This is a genomic window from Cryobacterium sp. TS_SC_7 (assembly GCF_056156285.1).
This window is the reverse complement of the sequence record NZ_CM149589.1, coordinates 274,229-292,378: the sequence shown is the minus strand read 5'-3', so window position 1 is coordinate 292,378 and position 18,150 is coordinate 274,229. Positions and strand designations below refer to the sequence as shown.

The window sequence follows — 18,150 nt, the reverse complement described above, 5'->3', positions numbered from 1 at the left end:
GGCGATGCTCACGCACCGCCCGGAACCGGCCCTGGCCGGCCGCATCCGTTGTCAGATCGTCTGCGAAATGCAGATGAAGTTTCCTTCGGTGTCGCGGAACCAGGCCGATTTCATGTCCTCGGCCGTGACCACCCCGTTCTCGGTCTTCATTCCCGGGATGTCGAACTCTTCGAACACGACCCCGCGTTCGCGGAGCCCGCTCATCTCGGCATCGAGGTCATCCGTGATCCAGCCCATCTGGGTGTTCTGGGCCGTGCCGGCGTTGCTGGTCTCGTAGATCTCGAAGACCGAACCCGACCCGACGTGGTAGACGAGGGTACCCTCGTGGATTTCGTCCGGGTCGAGGCCGAGCGCGTCATGGTAGAACGACTGGGCTCGCTTGAGGTCCGCCGCCGGTAACACAGTGTGCAGTTCCTTGAGCATTGTGAAACGCCTCCTTGTAGGCGCTGGTGGAGTGCAGATCTGGAAGCGGCCAGGGTCGAGGATCCCGCGCCCGACGGATGACGATCTGGACTGCTTCCGAGGCGGAGTGCCGACCGCAGGCGAAGCGGTGGGCGCGATTCGTGGCCGGAACTCCTCGGTGACTATTCGCTTTTTACACGTCGAATATACGCCTCACCACCTCGCGGCGCACCCTGTGGAAGCGGGCGCATGTTGTACCGTGCGCCGGCTTCCATAAGGTGCGCCGCGGCGCGTGGCGCGGGGCGCACGCCGCGGGGCGCACGGCACCGGAGGTCAGTGCGAGGCGTCGACGAATTTCAGACCGACGACGCAGCCCACCAGGCCGACGATGAGCAGCACCTTGATCAGAGAGGCCGGCTCCGCACCGAAGACCATGGCGTAGAGCACGGTAAGCGCCGCGCCGATCCCGACCCACACGGCATAGGCGGTGCCGGTCGAGATGTCCCGCATGGCGAAGGCGAGCCCGCCCATGCTGAGCACGAGCGCCACCGCGAAAACGACGGATGGCCACAGTCGCGTGAACCCTTCCGACTTGCCCAGGGCGGTGGCCCAGACGGCTTCCAGAACCCCGGACAGAATGAGAATGATCCACGACATGACTACGACTCCCGTGGCCAGTCTTGTCGCGTGCCGGGTACTGAACCGTCGTCCGGAGCCGCCTCTGGCGACTTGCCCCCACCGTAGCGGTCGATCCTGAGCAAGACCTCAGCAGCCCGACTCCAGGACCCCACCCCCCGCGAGAGCGCACAATCTGCCCCTTCGGCGCACGCCAAGGGGCAGATTGTGCGCTCTCGCGAGATAGCGGAACTCGCGGAACTCGCGGAACTCGCGGACGGGCCGCGGGAGGGAACCGCGTCGGCTACTCCGCGAGCAGGGCCGCCTCGAACGCCACCCAGGCGAGCATGGCGCATTTGACGCGAGCCGGGTAACGGGAGACACCGGCGAAGGCGGCGGCGTCGCCGAGAACCTCCTCGTCGGGTTCGATGGTGCCGCGGGAGCGCAGCATCTCGCGGTAGGTGTCCAGCAGTGCCCGCGCCGTGGCGACGCTCTCGCCCCGCACGGTGTCGTGCAGCACGGATGCCGAGGCCATGGAAATCGAGCATCCGTCGCCGGCCCAGGCGAACTCTTCGATCACGGCGTCGCCGGCCTCGTCACCGACCGCGTCACCGATCGCGTCACCGGCTGACTCTCCGACCGACTTGCCGGCGGCGCGCAGGCCGATACGCACGGTCACCTCGTCGCCGCAGGTCGTGTTCACCTGGTGCGACTCGGTCACCCGCAGGCCGGCAGCGGCCGGATCGACCCTGCCGGCCGCCTCCAGCGGCGGCAGACCCTCCGCCGGGGCGCCGTGGCGGGCCTTGGCGTGGTCCAGGATGATCTGCTGGTACAGCTGCTGCATGGCGGTCGAGGTCATGTCGTCACTCCGAAGAACGGGGCTACCTCGGCCAGGGTGGCGAGGAACCGGTCCACCTCGTCGGTGGTCGTGTAGAGGTAGGTGCTCGCGCGGGTCGACGCGGTCACGCCGAGGCGGCGGTGCAGCGGCTGGGCGCAGTGGTGTCCGATGCGCACCGCGATGCCGGCCTCGTCGAGGTACTGACCCACGTCATGGGCATGCACCCCGGCCAGGTCGAAGCTGGCCAGCCCGATGCGTTCCACTCCGGCGGGCGGCCCGAGCAGGCGCACACCGGGGATCTGGTCCAGCCCTTCCACGAGGCGCTGCCCCAGTTCGGCCTCGCGCGCGGCAATGCGCGCCATGCCGGTCTCGGTCAGGTAGTCGACGGCGGCGGCGAGGGCGATCGCCTGGGAGATGCGCTGGGTGCCGGCCTCGAACCGCTGCGGCGGGGCGAGGAACTCGGCGGTGTGCATGTCCACGGTGGTGATCATGGATCCGCCGGTGAGGAACGGGGGCATGTCGGCGAGCAGTTCGGCCTTGCCGAAGAGCACGCCGATTCCGGTGGGGCCGAGCATCTTGTGGCCCGAGAAGACGGCGAAGTCCACATCGAGGGCGGCCACGTCCACGGGCAGGTGCGGCACGGACTGGCAGGCGTCCAGCAGCACGAGGGCGCCCACCCCGCGGGCCAGGGCCACGAGTTCGGCGACCGGGTTGATCGTGCCCAGCACATTGGACGCGTGGGTGACCGCGAGCAGGCGGGTGCGGGCTCCGATGACACCCGCCGCCGCGGCCAGGTCGAGCGTGCCGTCGTCCTGCACCGGGATGAACCGCAGGGTCGCGCCGGTGCGCAGGGCGAGCTGCTGCCACGGGATCAGGTTGGCGTGGTGCTCCATCTCGGTGACGACGATCTCGTCCCCCGCGCCGAGCGCGAACCGCCGCGCGGCCGGGCCGCCGAGCCCCAGGGAGGCGTTGGAGAACGAATAGGCAACGAGGTTGATGCCCTCGGTCGCGTTCGAGGTCCAGACGATCTCGTCGGCCTCGGCTCCGATGAACGCGGCCACGGTGGCCCGCGCCGCCTCGAACGTCTCGGTGGCGCCGAAGGCGAGCGTGTGCGCCCCGCGGTGCACGGCCGAGTTGCGCTGCTCGTAGAACTCCTGCTCGGCCTCCATCACGCTGAGCGGGTTCTGCGAGGTGGCACCCGAGTCGAGGTAGTTGAGCGGATGCCCGTTCACCAGCTGATCCAGGATCGGGAAGTCGTTGCGGATGCGAGCGACTTCCTCGTCCGTCAGCGGGCGAGCGATCGCACGGGTGGACGATGAACCGGGAGACGTCATTGATCCAGCGTATTCCCTCCCCCGGGCGTTGCCCACCGGCCGCGTCACACACCGGCGCGCAGCCCGCAGTGCGGCAGGATGGAGCGCGTGAGTGCCGCAGCGAACCATCCGTCGAATCCGTCCCACCCCGGCGAACCGCACCGGGCGACCGAGACGACCGAGACGAGCCCGCCGACCGGGCCATCCGCTCCGAACGGGCCGCGTGCGCCCCGCACCGCGCAGGTCATCGTGGCCTCCACGCGAGCCGCGGCCGGCGTCTACCCCGACCGCACCGGGCCGGTCATCGACGCGTGGCTCGGCGAGCGCGGCTTCACCCTCGGCGAGCGCCGCGTGGTGCCCGACGGCGACCCGGTCGGCGCCGCCCTGCGGACGGCCCTCGACGCGGGCGTCGACCTGGTGATCACCACGGGCGGCACGGGCGTCAGCCCCCACGACCTCACCCCCGAGCAGACCCTCCCACACCTCGACCGGCTCCTTCCCGGGTTGATGGAGGAGTTCCGTCGCCGCGGCGCCGCCTCCACGCCCCTGGCCCTCATCTCCCGCGGCCACGCCGGCATCGCCCGCGAGCGCACCCTGGTGATCAACCTCCCCGGCTCCCCCAACGGCGTGAAGGATGGCCTGGGTCTCCTTGACGAGGTCGTCAACCACATCCTCGACCAGCTCCACGGCGTGGACCACTAGCTCCGCCCGAACCACTTCGACTTGCCGTGAGGATGCCGCGAGCGAGCGCGTCGACTCGCGGGGCGACCCCGGTACGCGGATAATTTGTGGTGCGACCTGCACCGGGCGGTCGAGTGAGGGAAACAATGGACCTCAACACCGTGCTCACGATCACCGCCGCCCGTCACCGGGACGACCTGGCACTGCTCGGCCCCCAGGTAGCCCCGCTCGCGGGCGGTTCCGACCTGTTCGGCGACCCGCAGACGCACCTCACCGGCCTGGTCGACCTGCAGACGCTCGGCTGGCCTGCCCTGACCCTGACCGAGACGCTGACCGAGACGCTGACCGAGAGCCTGACCGCGGATGCCGGCACGACCGCCGTCCCCGGCCTCTCGATCGCCGCCACCTGCACCATCGCCGAACTTTCCCGGCTGCCGGCCGCGCCCGGCTGGGCGGCGCATCCGCTGTTCTTCCAGTGCGCCACCGCCCTCTACGGCTCGTTCAAGATCTGGAACGTCGCCACCGTCGGCGGCAACCTCTGCGCGTCCCTGCCGGCCGGCCCGATGACCAGCCTGGCCGCCGCCCTCGACGCGGAGGTGCTGATCTGGCGCCGCGACGGCAGCGACGAACGGATGCCCGCGAGCGCCTTCGTCACCGGCAACACCACCAACGTGCTCGGCCCGGGCGATGTGCTGCGGTCGATCGAGGTTCCCGCGTCGTCGTTGGCGGCCCGCACGGCGTACCGCAAGATCTCCCTCTCCCCGCTGGGCCGCTCCGGCGCTGTGCTGATCGGCCGGCTCGACCGGGATCTCCGCTTCGTGCTCACCGTCACCGCCGGCACGGTTCGCCCGGTACAGCTGCGCTACGGTTCCGTGCCCGACGCGGGCACCCTGGCCCGGGACGTGGCCGGCATCGACTGCTGGTTCACGGATGCCCACGGCGCCGCCGACTGGCGCCGCGCCGTGAGCGGCGTGCTCGGCGAGGAGATCCGGACCGAACTCGAACCCACCGCACTCGACGCCACCGAACACCCGACCGGAGACCTCTGATGAGACTGCAGATCAACGGCGAACCGATCGACGCCTCCCCGGCCCCCGGGCAGTGCCTGCGTTCCTTCATCCGCGACCAGGAGCATTTCGAGGTCAAGAAGGGCTGCGACACCGGCGACTGCGGCGCCTGCTCCGTGTTGGTCGACGGCACCCCCGTGCACTCCTGCATCTACCCGGCGTTCCGGGCCGAGGGCACGCAGGTCACCACGGTGGCCGGGATCGGCCTCCCCGGCGACCTGGCCCCTATTCAGCAGCGATTCGTCGACGCCGCGGGATTCCAGTGCGGGTTCTGCACCGCCGGCATGATCGTGACCGCCTCCACCCTGACCGAGACCGACCTGGACGACCTCCCCCGCCTGCTCAAGGGCAACCTGTGCCGTTGCACGGGCTACCGTTCCATCGCGGACGCCATCCGGGGCACGCACACCCCGCAGGACGGCTCGGCCGGCTCCGACGCCTGCCGCACGGGCATGGGGCCGGTCGTCACGACGTCGCCCAGGACATCACCCAGGACAGCGCCGCGAACGACCCCGCGCCCGGGCACGGTCGGCACCTCCCTGGCGGCCCCGGCGAGCGAACGCGTGGTGAGCGGGCAGGAGCCGTACACCCTCGACGTCGAGGTGCCGGGCCTCCTGCACCTCAGTGTGCTGCAGAGCACGCAGGCGCACGCGCGCATCCGTTCCATGAAGACCGACTTGGCCGCCGCCCTGCCCGGGGTGCACAGCGTGCTCACCCACGCCGACTCCCCCGCCACGCTGTACTCCACCGCCCGACACGAGGACCGCCTCGACGACCCCGACGACACCCTCGTGTTCGATTCGGTCGTGCGCTTCCGTGGTCAGCGGGTCGCGGCCGTCGTCGCCGACACCCTCGCCATCGCCGAGGCCGCCTGCCGGCTGATCGAGATCGACTACGAACCGCTGCCCGCCGTCTTCGACCCGCACGACGCCCTCCGGCCCGGCGCTCCCCTCGTGCACGGCGACAAGGATGCGGCCGCGAGCCGGCTGGCCGACCCGTCCCGCAACCTGGTGGCCGAGCTGCACGGTGAATACGGCGATGTCGCGGCCGGGCTGGCCGAGGCAACCCACGTCGTGACCGGCAGCTGGCAGACCCAGCGGGTGGCGCACACCCACCTGGAGACGCACGCCACCATCGGCTGGCTGGAGCCCGGCACCAAGAATGGCGCAGAGAATGGCACCGACAATGGCGCAGAAACCGGAGAGCGGCTCATCCTGCGCACCAGCTCTCAGGTGCCCTTCCTGGTGCACCGGGAGATCTGCCGCCTGTTCGACCTCGACCCGGCCAGGCTGCGCGTGTTCACGGCGCGGGTCGGCGGCGGCTTCGGCGGCAAGCAGGAGATCCTGACCGAGGATGTCGTCGCCCTCGCCGTGCTGAAGACCGGGCGCCCTGTGCAGTACGAGTTCAGCCGCTCCGACGAGTTCACCCTCTCCCCCGCCCGGCACCCCATGCAGATCCAGGTCACCCTCGGCGCCGACGACGCCGGACGCCTCACCGCGCTGAAGCTCGGCGTGCTCGCCGATACCGGCGCCTACGGCAACCACGCACCCGGGGTGATGTTCCACGGCAGCTCCGAGTCGGTCAGCCTGTACCGGGTGCCCAACAAGCGGGTGGATGCCCAGAGCGTCTACACGAACAACCTCCCGTCGGGCGCCTTCCGCGGCTATGGTCTCGGCCAGGTCATCTTCGGCATCGAATCCGCGCTCGACGAGCTCGCCCGCACGGTCGGGCAGAACCCGTTCGACCTGCGCCGGCTCAACTCGGTCGGGCCGACCGACCCGCTCGTGGTCACCCACGAGGAGGGCCCGGACCTGATCTTCGGCAGCTACGGCCTCGACCAGTGCCTCGACCTCGCCCAGGCTGCCCTGGCCCGCGGCAACGACGCCCCCGTGCCGCCGGGCGCGCACTGGACGGTGGGCGAGGGCATGGCCACCGCCATGATCGCCACCACCCCGCCGCGCGGGCACTACGCTCAGGCCTCCGTCACCCTGGACACCGCGACCCTGCACACCGCGGCCCTGCACACCGCGGCCCTGCACAATGCCGATGCGCGCTACACCGTGCGCGTCGGCACGGCCGAGTTCGGCAACGGCACCACCACCGTGCACGCGCAGTTGGCCGCCACGGCCCTGAACACGACCCCCGACCGGATCACGATCCTGCAATCCGACACGGATGCGATCGGCTACGACACCGGCGCGTTCGGCTCCGCGGGCGTCGTCATCGCCGGCAAGGCCGTGCTCGCGGCGGCCAACGACCTCGCCGACACGCTGCGGCAGGCCGCCACGGAGAGGCACGGGGAGATCCCCGCCGGCTCCTGGACGCTGGAACCCGACGGTCTCCGCAGCGCGGAGACGTTCGTGACGCTGGCGGAGCTGGCCGAGGCATCCGTTCTGCGCGGTGTCGGCGCGGAAGACGGCGCCCGCCGCTCGGTGGCGTTCAACGTGCACGCCTTCCGGGTGGCCGTGAACACGCAGACCGGCGAGGTGCGCATCCTGCAATCGATCCAGGCCGCGGATGCCGGGGTCGTGATGAACCCGGAGCAGTGCCGCGGGCAGATCGAGGGTGGGGTCGCTCAGGCGATCGGCACCGCGCTCTACGAGGAGGTCATCCTCGACGGCGCGGGCACCGTGACCACGAGTGTGCTGCGCAACTACCACATCCCTCTTCTGGCCGACCTGCCCGTGACCGAGGTGTATTTCGCCCAGACGAGCGATGTGCTCGGCCCGTTCGGGGCGAAGTCGATGAGCGAGTCACCCTACAACCCGGTGGCGCCGGCGCTGGCTAACGCGGTGCGCGACGCCATCGGCATCCGTCCCACCGAGCTGCCCATGTCCCGCGACCGGATCTGGCGGCTGCTGCACCCCGCTGGGCAGAGTTCAAGCCCGGCGGCACCGACGAAGGAACCTGACCAGTCGTGACACCGTCCAGCCGGGTCTACCGCGGCCACATCTTCCACATTGCCGGCTCCCCCACCGTGGCGACCGCCCACCGGCACCTCGTGTCCCTTCCCGATGGCGCCCTCGTCACCACCGCGGCCGGCCAGATCGCCTGGGTCGGGTCGTTCGCCGACCTCCCGGCCATCTACCCGGGCCTGCCGGTCGTCGACAACCGGGGCGGGTTCATCCTGCCTGGCTTCGTCGACACGCACGTGCACTTCCCGCAGACCTATTCCACGGACGCCTACGGCGGCGGCCAGCTGCTCGAGTGGCTGGACAACTGCGTCTTCCCGGCCGAGTCCCGGTTGCACGACCCCGAATTCGGTGAGCGGATCGCCCGGGACTTCACCCGCCGCCGGGTTGCCGCGGGCACGACCAGCGCCCTGGTCTTCGGTTCGGCGTTCCCGCACGCGCAGGACGCCCTGTTCGAGGAGTCGCAGCGGGCCGGGCTGCGCCTGGTCAGCGGGCGCGGCATCCAGACCGTCGGTTCGGAGCCGTCGCATCCACTGCTCACCACTGAGGCCCGGGCTCTGGAGCTGGTGGCAGCCGAGATCGACCGCTGGCACGCGGTGGACACCGGCGACCCCGCGACCGCGCTGCTCCAGGTGGCCGTGGTGCCGCGGTTCAGCCTGTCGGTCACCCCGACGACCCTGGCGGGTCTCGGCGAGCTCTATGACGACGTGCGCGACCGGGGGGTCTACTTCCACAGTCATCTGAACGAGAACAACCGGCCCGGCACGGGCGAGATCGACGCCGTGAAATCGGTCTACCAGGTCGACACTTACCTCGACACCTACGACGGGCGCTTCCTGCCGGGGTCGACCCGGGGCGGGTCGAGCCTGCTGGGGCGGCGCAGCATCCTCGCCCACGCCGTGCACTGCGAGGACAGCGAGCTGGCCCGCCTGGCCGAGACGGGAACGAGTGTGGCGCACTGCCCCACCTCGCAGCAGTTCCTGGGGTCGGGCACCATGCCGTGGCTGCGAACGACGTCGTCCGGCGTGAACGTGGCGATCGGGTCGGATGTCGGCGCGGGCGACGAGTGGCTCATCTCCCGGGTGCTCAACGACTGCTTCAAGGTGCACCTCTCCGAGCCCGGAGACGCCGGCCTCTCGCTGGACCCGGCCGCCCTGCTGTTCACCGGCACCCTGGCCGGGGCGCGCGCCCTCGACATGGAGGCCCGGTTCGGCAACTTCGACGTAGGCAAGGATGCCGACTTCCTGCTGATCGAGCCGGACCGCTGGGAGCCCCTAGCCACCGTTCTCGAGCGCGGCATCCGGGCCGATGACGAGGAGATGGCGACCGACCAGACCCTCTTCGCGCTGCTGTTGGCCCTCCGTCAGCCCGCGATCTCCGCCGTGTTCGTGCGCGGCCGCCGGGTGCTCGCCCCCGCCGGCGGTTGAGCCCGCCGAACCCGGCGGTTGAGCCCGTCGAAACCGGTGGTTGAGCTTGTCGAAACCCGGTGGTTGAGCCCGCCGAAACCGGTGGTTGAGCCCGCCGAAACCGGCGGTTGAGCTTGTCGAAACCCGGCGGTTGAGCCCGCCGAAACCGGTGGTTGAGCCCGCCGAAACCCGGCGCGCCATCGCCTGAACCCGCGCCGCGGCATCCGTGCCCGTCGCTAACTGCGGAGTTTTTCGCGACACGCCGTGTCCGTCGTCAGTAATCCCGGTGTGTCCCGAAAATCTCCTCGGTAGCGTGAGGCTCGACCACCGTCAACGTGTCCAACCCGGGGGTCGGTCGCCCGGGTTGGCCACCGGCGACCCACACCGCCCTACGATGGCAGGCATGCACACCTCTTCCGCGCCGATCGCCGGCCTGGTGCTCGCGGCCGGTGCCGGATCCCGTTACGGCATGCCCAAGGCACTCGCTCGCGACGACGACGGCACCCCCTGGCTGGTGCGCACGATCGGTACCCTCACGGATGCCGGATGCACCCCCGTGATCGTCGTGCTCGGCGCCCAGGCCGCTGAAGCTCGAGCCCTGCTCGACGACTTCGGCCTCACCCCGTCGGTCGTCATCGCCCTCGCCGAAGACTGGACCGAAGGGCTCTCGGCCTCCCTGCGTGCGGGCCTCCGCCAGGCCACTGCACTCCCCACCACCGGACTGCCGCCGGCTCCCATCGCTGTGGCGATTGTTCCCGTCGATGTGCCGGGCCTGCGCACGAGCACTGTCGCGCGACTGATCGGCAGTGTGTCCGGCGCGGCAGGTTCCGGCGCGACGGGTTCCGACACGTCATCCGTCGGCCCGCACACGCTGCGGCAGGCGAGCTTCCATGCACGTCCGGGACACCCGGTGGTGATCGGGCGAGAACACTGGGCCGCGCTCATCGACTCCGCCGCCGGCGATACCGGCGCACGTCCCTACCTGCAAGCCCATGACACCCGGCTGGTCGACTGCACCGACCTTGAAACCGGGCTCGACGTCGACACCCGCGACTGACCGAGGAGCAAGCCCGAGCCTGCGCCGTCGCGACCGGCATCCGTGGAATCATGGACCAACGTGCCCGGCACCCGGGTAAGCACCACCACCTGCCCCCACGCAGCACCACATCGCAGTCGTGCCCTCCGTTAGGACCCCCGTGCTCGAGTTCCTCCGCCGCCATCCCGCGAACCTGCACCTGGGCCTGATGCTGGCCCTCACCTTCTCTACGGGCGTGGCGGATGCCGTGGGCTACCTCGGCCTGGACAAGGTCTTCACCGGCAACATGACCGGCAACGTCGTCATCCTCGGCATGGCCATCGCCGGCGCCCCCGGACTCCCCGTGGTCGGCCCCCTGCTGGCTCTGTTCACCTTCATGCTCGGTGCCGCCGTCGGCGGACGCGTGCTGCGCCCGGTCGCCATCGGCTGGACCACGCACGCCACCGTTCTGTTCGGCGCCCAGGGCCTGATCATGCTGGCGCTGGCGCTCGTGCTCTTCGCGGGAGGCGGCGTGCCGCCCGCACCGTTCGACCTCGCGATCACCGGTTCGCTGGCGGCCGTGATGGGGCTGCAGGCATCCGTGGCCCGCCATATCGGAGTGAAGGATGTCACGACGGTCGTCGTGACCTCGACCATCACGGGCTTCGCCGCGGATTCCCGGCTCGGCGGCGGCAAGGGCCAGCCCTGGTTTCGCAGACTGGCCGCGATTGTGCTCATCTCGGTGGGAGCCGGTGTGGGGGCGCTGCTGCTGACGCAGGGCGTGGCCTGGGGTGTGGCCCTCTCGGCAGTGATCACCCTCTGCGTGACCGCCATCGGCCACGCGGCGGGGCGACCGCACCACGCGCCCTGACCCGGCGCCCGGCACCCGGCACACGGTTGGAATTGTGCCGACTCCATGTGAGGCTTGATCCGTGCCCAAGACTGACGAACGACTCGATCTGCGGGACGCCGTGTCCCTGGATCGCCCCTGGATCACCATCGTCTGGGACGACCCGGTGAATCTGATGTCCTACGTCTCCTACGTGTTCCGCAGCTACTTCGGTGTCTCCGCCGAGCAGGCCGAGCGGCTGATGCTGCAGGTGCACAACAACGGCAAGGCTGTCGTCGCCACCGGCAACCGGGAAGCGATGGAACGCCACGTCGAGGCCATGCACGGCTACGGGCTGTGGGCCACCCTCGCCAAGGCCGACTCGTGATGCAGTTCGAGCGCGCGGGCGCGGGCAGCGAAGGTGCGGGCAGCGAAGGTGCGGGCAGCGAAAGCGCCGGCACCGTGAGCGCACAGTTCGAACATGTGGAGATCGGTCTGCTGCGCCTGGCCGCGAGCCAGCTGATCGACCTGCTCGAAGCCGCGGAGACGCACGCGCTCGGCACCTCCGACGACCCGGCCCTGCGCCGGCTGCTGCCGGACGCCTACACGGATGACCCGGCGGCCGCCGCGGAATTCCGTCGGTTCACGGCCGACGACCTGCTCGAGCGCAAGGTGCGAAACGCACGGTGCGTGCTCGCCAGCCTCGGCGAGGAACCGCTCGACGAGATCGCCGACGAGCCCGGAGACGCGGAGCTGCGCGCGGCCGCGGCCGCCGAGCAGCCGGTGACCATCGCGCTCGACCCCGACGACGTGCAATCCTGGCTGCGCACGCTCACCGACCTGCGCCTCACGCTCGCCGAGCGGCTCGAGATCGGGCCCGACGGTGTGCCGCGGCTCAGCGACGACGAGGCGCCGTTCCTGCACGACGTCTACGACTGGTTCGGCATGGTGCAGGAATCACTCGTCTACGCCATCGACGTCTGACCACCCCGCCTGCCGAAACCGGCGCCCTACAACTCGACCGGCACCGCCAGAAGGGCCGCGTAGGCCCGCTTCGGCCCGGCGCCGCCCTGCAGCGATGCACCCAGCCGGTCCAGGCTCTGCCGGGCATCGCCGCCGAGGGCGAGCAGCGCGGCCATGGCCACGCGCAGTTCGGCGGCCGTGGCGGTGTTCGGCGCGAGGGACAGCCCGAAACCGGCCGTTTCGACCGCGGCTGCTCCGGCGAACTGGTCAGTGGAGAAGGGCAGCAGCAGCAGCGGCACCCCGTGGGTCATCGCCTCGGTGACACTGTTGTTGCCACCGTGCGAGACGGCCAGGACGGACCTCTCCAGCACGGTCACCTGCGGCAGGAACGCGCGCACCAGCCAGGAGTCGGGGATCGTGCCGAGCTCGGCCGGGTCGGTGGCCCCGGTGGCGATGGCGACCCGCACGTCGAGTCCGCGCAGGGCCTCGGCGACCCGGGCCAGCACGTCCCCGCGCACCGACAGGAAGCTGCCGAAGCTGACATAGACGATGGGCAGGTCACTGCCGTCGGCCAGCCAACGGTCGACGTCGGCGTCGGCGGCCTCGTCGCGCACCGCCGAGCCGAGGAAGGCGTGCGGGGGAAGCAGCTCGCCGCGCGCCGCGTCGTGAAGTTCCGCCGGGTAATTGAGCAGCAGGATGTCCCCGCACTCCATGAACGCGTCCGCGCTCGGCGTGGCGGTCGGGTCCAGAACCTGCAGGGCGGCGTTCCACTGGCCGGTGAAGGAGTCGCGCACGTTCTCGCAGATCCCCATCAGGGCGACCAGGTCGTCTCCGGCGGGCGCGAACGCATCCGGCCAGTCGGGCGGGTAGCCGTAGACCTCCAGGCCCACCGGAAGGGCCGACGGGTGACCGAGCACCACATCGGCGTGACGGATGCCGGCACTGATCAGCGCCAGCCGCGCACTGAACGCGAGATGGTCGACGATCACGTGGTCGGGTTGCACGTCGGCCACGATCTGCTGCACCGCGCGGGCCACCTCCACCGGGTTCCAGAGCAGGTCATTGCTGCGGGCCTCGGCCTGGAACGTGAGGGTCTCGACCATGCCCAGCCGGGTGGCGTCGAAGAACCCGCGGAGGGCGTCGTCCTCTCCCGTCGGCTGGTCCTCGGCCCGGATCGTGCCGGGGTTGGACCCGCGGCCCAGCTGCAGGTTGACCCGTTCGAATCCGAAGGCGGCGACGATGTCGGCGGTGGCGGGGCCGCTGGCCACGACGACGCGTTCCCCCGCTTCCAGCCAGGCGGTGCCGAGCGTCGCGAGCGGGAACAGGTGCGACGCATAGTCGGGGCTGATGATCAACAGGGTCATCAGACGCTCACCATCCACGCGCTGGTCTCGTTCGCGCTGGCGACGTCGCGGTAGACCCGGGTCAGGGTGTTCGCCATGGCCTGGATGGTGAAGGATCGCGCCACCATCTCCCCCGCCCGCTCGGCGTAGTCCGGGCCGAGCGGCCCGGAGGCCAGATCCAGAGCGGCGCTGATCCCCCCGGCCAGGGCTGCCCGGTTGCCGGTGTCGACGAGGAAGCCCGTCACTCCGTGCTCCACATAGGTGGCCGGTCCCCCGGAGTTCGGTGCGACGACCGTGAGCCCGGTCGCCATGGCCTCGAGCAGGGCGATCCCGAATTCCTCTTTCATGCTCGCGCAGACATACGCGCCGCTCGGGGCCGCCAGACCGGGCCGACCGTACCGGGCCGCCGCGAGCCAGTGGGCGACGGTGTCGTTGGTGCGGTGCCCGGCGAGCAGCAGCCCCTCGTTCGCGGCGTCGTCGAGTTTGACGGCCTGCGCCATCTGGTCGAGTTGGCTCTTTTCGTCGAGGGAGGGGCTCAGCAGGTCCCCACCGAGGATGAGCAGATTGCAGCGGGCGCGCAGGCCGGCATCCGCTGCCCAGGCCTGAGTGAGCGCCGCCATGCCTTTCACCCGGTGCAGCCGTCCCACCGTGACGGCGAGCGGCAGTCCGCGCCGGCTCGGCGGGAGCGTGGCGAGCAGGGCGTCGAGTTCGGCCAGCGCCACGGCGCCGGTCGGGCTGATCTCTGCTGCAGGCTCGGTCGGCTCGGCGCCGGACGTCGCGCGCGCATCCGCCAGGGCCCGCTCGATCACGGCCAGGTCGATGCCCTCCGCGATCACGGAGTGGCGTTCCGGGTGCTGCTCGATGTCGATGCCCACGAGATCGCGCATGTCGCGCTGCAGGTCGGGGCGTGGGAAGAGCACGGTGTGCGCGGCATCCGCGGCCAGCCGTTGCACCAGCCGGGCCCGGAACCAGAAGTGCTCGGTCTCGTCGACCGTGCCGAAGTTCTCCCGGGTGAGCGCCCTCGAGGTGTCCAGGGAGTGGATGACGCTGTGCGGGTCGGGAGCCACCGTGAACACGATCGGAATGTCGAGCTCGCGGGCCACCGTGGAGGCGGCGAGAGTGCCGATGTCGGCCATGCGCAGGTGGATCGCGTCGACCGTTCCCGCGGCACGCAGAATGCGACGGATGCCGCGCTGCGTCGCAATGCGCCTCGGCCACGCGTCGACCGACGCCACCGGATCGCCGAGGAAGGGCACGGTCGCGAAGGCATGCCCCGCGAGGGTGGACCCGACCTCGGGCAGGCAGGTCAGCGCCCCGGCGAAGCTGCCCCGGGAGAGGGTCAGCACGCGCTCCACGCTGCCGCTGGCGCTCGCGCTCGCGCCGCTGCCGGCGACGAGCGCGTCGCCCAGCCGCACCAGCAGTGTGGCGATGCCGCCGTTGTCGCCGGCCCCGACCTGGCTGAGTTCGCGGTCGATGTCGGCGTGCAGGAAGAGCTGGGCCACCGTGAGTCCCTGGCTCCACGGCGGGCGCGGATAGGTAGGCACGGTCAGGTCGATCAGGGCCAGACGGGCCACGTCGGCGAGCACGCCGGCCTCCTGTGCCAGATCGCTCACGATCCGGATGCTGGCGTCGTTCGGCCCGAGATCGCCGAGGGCCGCGATCGCGGCCGCGCGAACCTCGACCGCCTCGGCCTCGTCGACGGCGACGCGGCGCAGCAGCCGCTCGGGGATGCGGCCGGGGATGATCCCCATCGTCTCCACCAGTCGGGCGCGGGCGCCGCACTCGTGCACGCCGATCAGGGCACCCTCGATGGCCAGCGCCACATGATCGGGCACCGACGAGCTCCACTGCTCGAGGGTGCGCTGGGCGATCATCCCGGAGAAGCCTCCGTCGACGACCATGCTCAGAAGCCCGGAGAGCGCCTCGAACCGGGGCAGTCGGGCGCCGAAGGCCCAGGCCGCGTGCTCCCTGATGAAGAGTGAGCCGTGGGTGAGCAGCGACACGAGCACGTCGTCCGCGGACTCGTCGAACACCTGCCCCAGCGAGTGGATGGCGGCGATCGCAGTCAGCTGGTCACCCGGGTCGGTCGCCGCCTGGGCAAGCAGGCGCACGGCGCGCACGCCGCCGTCGCGGCTCGCCGCGATCGTCAGGTCGTCGGCGCAACGGATGCCGTCCAGAATCGATCGGGTCTGCCGCATCGTGTCCAGCGTCGTGTGAGTTCCCACGGTGCCCTCTCTGTAGTGAATCAAGCAGTTGTCCATCGTGAAGTCTTCTGCGTCGAGCACGGCATCGTGCCCTCTCATCCAACGCCATATCCCTGACCAACAGCGAAGTATCCGGCTGGGAATCCACCGGGCATCCACCGGGCATCCGCCGGCGTCCACTCGGAACATACACTCGCCCCGTGTCGGCAGGCCCGGCCAAAGGGAGCAGGATGGGGGTATGACACGACGCGCTCCGATCAAGGACATCAACGAAGACAATCTGGTCGTCACGAAGCCGAAGAAGTCCGCGGCCGGTGTGGAGGCCGTTCTGGTGGCTCTCGATCGCGGGTTCGCGCAGGCCGGCGTCGCCCGCACCGCGAAGGCGCTGCTGCGCCTCAACCAGCGCGACGGCACCGACTGCCCCGGATGCGCGTGGCCGGAGTCGCAGGGGCACCGCAAGGCGGCCGAGTTCTGTGAGAACGGCGCCAAGGCCGTCGCCGAGGAGAGCACCAAGCGCACCGTGACCCCGGCGTTCTGGGCCGAGCACTCGATCGAGGAGCTGGCCACCAAGACCGAGTACTGGCTCGGCAACCAGGGACGCATCACGCATCCGGTGGTCATCCGTCCCGGCGACACGCACTATTCCCAGATCTCCTGGAACGACGCCTTCGAGCTGATCGGTGAGCAGATCCGCGCGACCGTTCCCGACCGCACGGTGTTCTACACCTCGGGCCGCACCGCCAACGAGTCGGCCTTCCTGTACCAGCTGTTCGCCCGCTCGATCGGCACGAACAACCTGCCCGACTGCTCGAACATGTGCCACGAGTCCTCGGGCTCGGCCATGAACGCCACCATCGGCATCGGCAAGGGCACCGTCTCGCTCGAAGACATCCACCAGGCCGAGCTGATCCTGGTCGTCGGCCAGAACCCGGGCACCAACCACCCGCGGATGCTGTCCGCCCTCAAGGAATGCAAGGACAACGGCGGCCGGGTCGTCGCCGTCAACCCGCTGCCTGAGGCCGGGCTGTTCAATTTCAAGGACCCGCAGTCGGTGTCCGGCGTGCTCGGCGACGGCACCGCCCTCGCCGACGAGTACCTGCAGATCAAGGTCGGCGGCGACCTTGCCCTGTTCCAGGCCCTCGGTCACCTGCTGCTCGAGGAGGAGGAGCGCGTTCCCGGCTCCGTCGTCGACGCGGAGTTCGTCGAGAAGAACACCCAGGGACTCGACGAGTACCGCGCCGCCCGCAAGACCATCGACTGGGCCGAGACCGAGAAGGCCACCGGGCTCACTCCGCTGGAGATCTCCACCGTCGCCCGGATGATGGTCGACTCCAAGGCCACCATCATCTGCTGGGCGCTCGGCCTCACGCAGCAGCCGCACTCGGTGAACACGCTCAAGGAGATCATCAACCTGCTCCTGCTGCAGGGCAACTTTGGCAAGCCCGGCGCGGGCGCCTGCCCGGTGCGCGGCCACTCCAACGTGCAGGGCGACCGCACCATGGGCGTCTGGGAGAAGCCCAAGGAGCCGATGCTCGCCGCCCTCGACAAGGAATTCGGAATCGAGTCCCCCCGCAAGCACGGCCTCGACTCGGTGGACACCGTCGAGGCGTTCGAGAACGACGACGTCGACGTGTTCGTCTCGATGGGCGGCAATTTCGCCCTCGCCTGCTCCGACACCGTGGCACTCGAGGCCGCCATGCAGCGCGTCGGCCTGACCGTGCACGTGTCGACCAAGCCCAACCGCTCCCATGTGATGCACGGCAAGATCTCGCTGATCCTGCCCACACTCGGGCGCACCGACACCGACGACAAGCACCCGGGCGGCCGCCAGGTGCTCTCGGTCGAGGACTCCATGTCGGTCGTGCGCACCACGCAGGGGCGTCTGGACCCGGTCTCCGAGCACCTGCTCGCCGAGCCCGTCATCGTCGCCCGGATGGCCGCCGCCACTCTCGGCGACGACCACGTGATCGACTGGAAGGCCATGGCCGACGACTACGACGTCATCCGTGACCGGATCTCGCGCGTGCTGCCGGGCTTCACCGATTTCAACACGCGCCTGAAGACGAAGAACGGTTTCGTGCTGCCCAACCCGCCCCGGGACACCCGCAGCTTCGCCACCGACATCGGCCGGGCCCGGTTCACGGTCAGCCCGCTCGAATACCTCACCCCGCCGGCCGGCCACCTGATTCTGCAGACCATGCGCAGCCACGACCAGTACAACACCACGTTCTACGGGCTGGACGACCGCTACCGCGGCATCTCCGGCGGCCGCCGGGTCATCCTGATCCACCAGGACGACGCCACCGAGCTGGGCTTCGCGGACCGCGACATGGTCGACGTGATCAGCACCTTCCAGGGTGAAGAGCGTCGCGCCGACGAGTTCCGCCTGGTGGTCTACCCCACCCCGCGGGGCTGCGCGGCCGCGTACTTCCCCGAGGCGAACGCGCTGATGCACCGTGAGCTCGTGGCACGGGAGTCGAACACTCCCGGCTACAAGGCCATGGCGGTGCGATTCATCCCGCACGAGACCGTGAATCCAGCACCGCTGACGTGAGCCGGGGT

15 protein-coding genes and 1 riboswitch are annotated in these 18,150 nt (G+C 70.3%); of the genes, 9 read left to right on the top strand and 6 right to left on the bottom strand.

Features of this window, described 5'->3' with window-relative positions:
- Positions 1–51: 51 nt before the first annotated feature.
- The 4 genes from AC0J5J_RS01290 to AC0J5J_RS01275 form a co-directional block, all read right to left on the bottom strand.
- Complete coding sequence (locus AC0J5J_RS01290) at positions 52–423, bottom strand: VOC family protein (RefSeq protein WP_134422939.1); 372 nt, start codon at positions 421–423, stop codon at positions 52–54.
- A gap of 312 nt (positions 424–735) precedes the next feature.
- Positions 736–1,059, bottom strand: a complete 324-nt coding sequence (locus tag AC0J5J_RS01285) for a DMT family transporter (protein WP_134422937.1) — start codon at positions 1,057–1,059, stop codon at positions 736–738.
- 12 nt (positions 1,060–1,071) lie between these two features.
- Positions 1,072–1,135, bottom strand: a riboswitch (guanidine-III (ykkC-III) riboswitch).
- A gap of 186 nt (positions 1,136–1,321) precedes the next feature.
- Complete coding sequence (gene sufU / locus AC0J5J_RS01280) at positions 1,322–1,876, bottom strand: Fe-S cluster assembly sulfur transfer protein SufU (RefSeq protein ID WP_474899097.1); 555 nt, start codon at positions 1,874–1,876, stop codon at positions 1,322–1,324.
- The gene (locus tag AC0J5J_RS01275) at positions 1,873–3,189 is read right to left on the bottom strand and encodes a cysteine desulfurase (protein ID WP_134422933.1); all 1,317 of its coding nucleotides are present in this window, start codon (positions 3,187–3,189) and stop codon (positions 1,873–1,875) included. The genes sufU and AC0J5J_RS01275 overlap by 4 nt, the downstream gene beginning before the upstream one ends.
- Before the next feature lie 87 nt (positions 3,190–3,276).
- On the opposite strand from AC0J5J_RS01275, the gene AC0J5J_RS01270 reads away from it, so the two are divergent.
- The 8 genes from AC0J5J_RS01270 to AC0J5J_RS01235 all read left to right on the top strand — a co-directional run bounded on the left by AC0J5J_RS01270 (position 3,277) and on the right by AC0J5J_RS01235 (position 12,062).
- Positions 3,277–3,870: a MogA/MoaB family molybdenum cofactor biosynthesis protein gene (locus AC0J5J_RS01270; protein ID WP_474899095.1), complete on the top strand. Its 594-nt coding sequence runs from the start codon at positions 3,277–3,279 to the stop codon at positions 3,868–3,870.
- A 125-nt stretch (positions 3,871–3,995) separates the two neighbouring features.
- Positions 3,996–4,898: an FAD binding domain-containing protein gene (locus tag AC0J5J_RS01265; protein ID WP_474899093.1), complete on the top strand. Its 903-nt coding sequence runs from the start codon at positions 3,996–3,998 to the stop codon at positions 4,896–4,898.
- Positions 4,898–7,837 carry a molybdopterin-dependent oxidoreductase gene (locus AC0J5J_RS01260; protein ID WP_474899091.1) on the top strand — a complete coding sequence of 980 codons (2,940 nt, stop codon included), beginning with the start codon at positions 4,898–4,900 and terminating at the stop codon, positions 7,835–7,837. The genes AC0J5J_RS01265 and AC0J5J_RS01260 overlap by 1 nt, the downstream gene beginning before the upstream one ends.
- Positions 7,834–9,255 (top strand): amidohydrolase family protein, encoded by a 1,422-nt coding sequence (locus AC0J5J_RS01255; protein ID WP_474899089.1) that lies wholly within the window; start codon positions 7,834–7,836, stop codon positions 9,253–9,255. Before AC0J5J_RS01260 ends, AC0J5J_RS01255 begins: the two co-directional genes overlap by 4 nt.
- A 382-nt stretch (positions 9,256–9,637) precedes the next feature.
- Positions 9,638–10,291: a nucleotidyltransferase family protein gene (locus AC0J5J_RS01250; RefSeq protein ID WP_474899087.1), complete on the top strand. Its 654-nt coding sequence runs from the start codon at positions 9,638–9,640 to the stop codon at positions 10,289–10,291.
- Between the two features lie 139 nt (positions 10,292–10,430).
- Positions 10,431–11,120, top strand: coding sequence for a YoaK family protein (locus AC0J5J_RS01245; RefSeq protein ID WP_474899085.1), 690 nt, complete (start codon positions 10,431–10,433; stop codon positions 11,118–11,120).
- A gap of 61 nt (positions 11,121–11,181) precedes the next feature.
- Positions 11,182–11,466 (top strand): ATP-dependent Clp protease adapter ClpS, encoded by a 285-nt coding sequence (clpS, locus tag AC0J5J_RS01240; RefSeq protein ID WP_198414204.1) that lies wholly within the window; start codon positions 11,182–11,184, stop codon positions 11,464–11,466.
- Entirely contained in the window at positions 11,466–12,062 is a 597-nt protein-coding gene (locus tag AC0J5J_RS01235; RefSeq protein ID WP_474900179.1) for a DUF2017 family protein, read from the top strand. Before clpS ends, AC0J5J_RS01235 begins: the two co-directional genes overlap by 1 nt.
- A gap of 26 nt (positions 12,063–12,088) precedes the next feature.
- On the opposite strand, the gene AC0J5J_RS01230 is transcribed toward AC0J5J_RS01235, so the two are convergent.
- Both AC0J5J_RS01230 and AC0J5J_RS01225 read right to left on the bottom strand, forming a co-directional pair.
- Positions 12,089–13,405, bottom strand: coding sequence for a glycosyltransferase (locus AC0J5J_RS01230; RefSeq protein WP_134422919.1), 1,317 nt, complete (start codon positions 13,403–13,405; stop codon positions 12,089–12,091).
- Positions 13,405–15,687 carry a glycosyltransferase gene (locus AC0J5J_RS01225; protein WP_474899084.1) on the bottom strand — a complete coding sequence of 761 codons (2,283 nt, stop codon included), beginning with the start codon at positions 15,685–15,687 and terminating at the stop codon, positions 13,405–13,407. The genes AC0J5J_RS01230 and AC0J5J_RS01225 overlap by 1 nt, the downstream gene beginning before the upstream one ends.
- A gap of 139 nt (positions 15,688–15,826) precedes the next feature.
- On the opposite strand from AC0J5J_RS01225, the gene AC0J5J_RS01220 reads away from it, so the two are divergent.
- Positions 15,827–18,142, top strand: coding sequence for an FdhF/YdeP family oxidoreductase (locus AC0J5J_RS01220; protein WP_134422917.1), 2,316 nt, complete (start codon positions 15,827–15,829; stop codon positions 18,140–18,142).
- The last annotated feature ends 8 nt before the right edge of the window (positions 18,143–18,150 follow it).

What these genes read in the sequence shown, in the direction of transcription:
- AC0J5J_RS01290 (WP_134422939.1), bottom strand. Translation starts at nt 423, where the DNA reads ATGCTCAAGGAACTGCACACTGTGTTACCGGCGGCGGACCTCAAGCGA.
- AC0J5J_RS01285 (WP_134422937.1), bottom strand. Translation starts at nt 1,059, where the DNA reads ATGTCGTGGATCATTCTCATTCTGTCCGGGGTTCTGGAAGCCGTCTGG.
- sufU (WP_474899097.1), bottom strand. Translation starts at nt 1,876, where the DNA reads ATGACCTCGACCGCCATGCAGCAGCTGTACCAGCAGATCATCCTGGAC.
- AC0J5J_RS01275 (WP_134422933.1), bottom strand. Translation starts at nt 3,189, where the DNA reads ATGACGTCTCCCGGTTCATCGTCCACCCGTGCGATCGCTCGCCCGCTG.
- AC0J5J_RS01265 (WP_474899093.1), top strand. Translation starts at nt 3,996, where the DNA reads ATGGACCTCAACACCGTGCTCACGATCACCGCCGCCCGTCACCGGGAC.
- AC0J5J_RS01260 (WP_474899091.1), top strand. Translation starts at nt 4,898, where the DNA reads ATGAGACTGCAGATCAACGGCGAACCGATCGACGCCTCCCCGGCCCCC.
- AC0J5J_RS01250 (WP_474899087.1), top strand. Translation starts at nt 9,638, where the DNA reads ATGCACACCTCTTCCGCGCCGATCGCCGGCCTGGTGCTCGCGGCCGGT.
- AC0J5J_RS01235 (WP_474900179.1), top strand. Translation starts at nt 11,466, where the DNA reads ATGCAGTTCGAGCGCGCGGGCGCGGGCAGCGAAGGTGCGGGCAGCGAA.
- AC0J5J_RS01230 (WP_134422919.1), bottom strand. Translation starts at nt 13,405, where the DNA reads ATGACCCTGTTGATCATCAGCCCCGACTATGCGTCGCACCTGTTCCCG.
- AC0J5J_RS01225 (WP_474899084.1), bottom strand. Translation starts at nt 15,687, where the DNA reads ATGAGAGGGCACGATGCCGTGCTCGACGCAGAAGACTTCACGATGGAC.
- AC0J5J_RS01220 (WP_134422917.1), top strand. Translation starts at nt 15,827, where the DNA reads ATGACACGACGCGCTCCGATCAAGGACATCAACGAAGACAATCTGGTC.